Raw genomic sequence first — 1901 nt, 5'->3', positions numbered from 1 at the left:
CAGCTTCTGCAACACCTCAGCCAGCGACTTTCCTGCCGCCAACATCGCTTGCCCCTCCTGCAACAGCTTCACAATCTGCTCAGGCTTACGTCGTCGTCGCTTCGTCATCAAAGTCTCCTCGAACCAAAATCGGTCGGTTGACTCTCATAACATCTGGATCAGAAAATGGGGAGCACGCCAGGCCGCTTTCAAAACTCGACTGGCTCTCGATTCGTGTTTGACTTCAAATGATGGTGCTGATGGCGAAGTTGTATCGATCATATTTATATCTCCTGACGTTAGAGCTTCAATTGTGTGCGAAATTTGCGACTTCTATTGACGCGGGGAAAAGCGGCCGAACTGGCGTGAACAATGACCGCAACATCCAATTATCTGGAAATCAACAATGGACAGATTTCACCAAGTCGCCATAAAGGGTCTATCGACAAGGTGTTACGCAACCTAAGCGTAAAGTTGAAACAACATTGGTCGTATCCACAACTATTGCTTCTTCTACTTTGAGGAAGCCGATGACTTGGGTGGTGGGAATCGAATGAGAGTCCCCATCGTCTTCTCTTTCTATCTTTCAGCATGTTACGGCGTTGCCCACTGTCGTGGCAGCGCGCTGGTGTCTCAAACTGACGTCAGTCTTCATCGAGATTGCCGTCCTTTCCAGATATCACGCCAACGGATCGCGGGCCGATCAGGAGGCGGAGTGGCCGGGCCGAAGCACGGGCACGAGGCGGATAGATCGGGCCGCATCCAAAGCGATACCATGGCAAAGCCGTCCCTACTGGGACGGCATTCGCTCACTGAGTTGGCTGACCAATCGCAGTGTAGGATCAACTTGATCTGGGTACAGGACTGTCGATACTTTCTCGATACCGCTGGCGTCGCGGTAGGTTCGCCACACGATGACCCTCAGGGCAAAACACAACCCAACATTGTGCTGCTGCACGGTCCATACGGTTCGCTTCCGCCAAAAATGCCCAAGTCGGTGTCACTGCCCTGCGGAACACCAGCCTCCGCGGTCCATTTACTCAGCGGTGTTGGCGGCTGGAACCATCCGTTCGACAACAAAAAGAGCGTTTCGATGCTCGTGCGGCTGACCTACGACGATGCCACAACGGAAGATCACAAATTGATCAATGCCGTCCATTTCGCCGACTACATCCGTCGAGTCGACGTAACGGGCAGCGAGTTTGCATTCGCACTCGGCAACCAACAGATTCGCTATCTGAGTATCAAACCAAAACGCGACCGAACGATCAAGACAATCGAGCTGGTCAAAGGTGAAGATAGCAGTGCACCAATCGTAATGGCCGTCATGATCGAGCGAAGGCCGAAAGGCAAGTCTGAAGGCCCATCTTCAGAATAGCCAGAGTAAAAGATTTCGCTGTTTGATGAGTCTGTATTGCATGCAGCTCAACACCGATTGTGGCCCGACCACGGATTCGTTGAGTTAGCATCGCGAGAACATCAAGTGACGACATTGGATTGAGTTGGTGAACTGTGCGAAATCGGCCTTGGCTTGCGGCAAATAAGAAAGGACATCGCCGGGGGACGCTCACCCGATCGCGAGGAGCAGTTCGAACGCATCGGCGAGCCGACTGACCTATACGAAAGCGTCGGCCAGCCGTTTGAGAGAATTGAAAGTTGTGTTCTTGGCGTCCGTTCGGAGTAAGATGTTTGGCTGCCATACCAAAAGCATTCATTGGGACGCGGACGCCTTTTTCGTCCAGTAGCAATCCGGCATTTTCAATGCCCCAGACACTGTTACCTGCCCGACTACACCCACCTGGAGGTCTTAATTATGAGTACGAACAGACGCGACTTTTTGAAATACACCGGATACTTGGGGGCGGCGACCGCTGCGGGATCCATTCCGGAAAATTCGGCGACTGCGGAAGAGCCCTCGAAGA

General features: G+C 52.7%; 2 protein-coding genes. Both read left to right on the top strand.

Features of this window, described 5'->3' with window-relative positions; all coding sequences use genetic code 11:
- Positions 1-694: 694 nt before the first annotated feature.
- The gene (locus KOR42_RS26130) at positions 695-1357 is read left to right on the top strand and encodes a hypothetical protein (protein WP_231741151.1); all 663 of its coding nucleotides are present in this window, start codon (positions 695-697) and stop codon (positions 1355-1357) included.
- 435 nt (positions 1358-1792) lie between these two features.
- A partial coding sequence (locus KOR42_RS28075) for a twin-arginine translocation signal domain-containing protein (protein ID WP_146512730.1) occupies positions 1793-1901 on the top strand: 109 nt, incomplete at its 3' end.

The organism is Thalassoglobus neptunius (assembly GCF_007859735.1).
Lineage (GTDB): Bacteria > Planctomycetota > Planctomycetia > Planctomycetales > Planctomycetaceae > Thalassoglobus > Thalassoglobus neptunius.
This window is presented reverse-complemented; position numbering and strand designations above follow the sequence as displayed.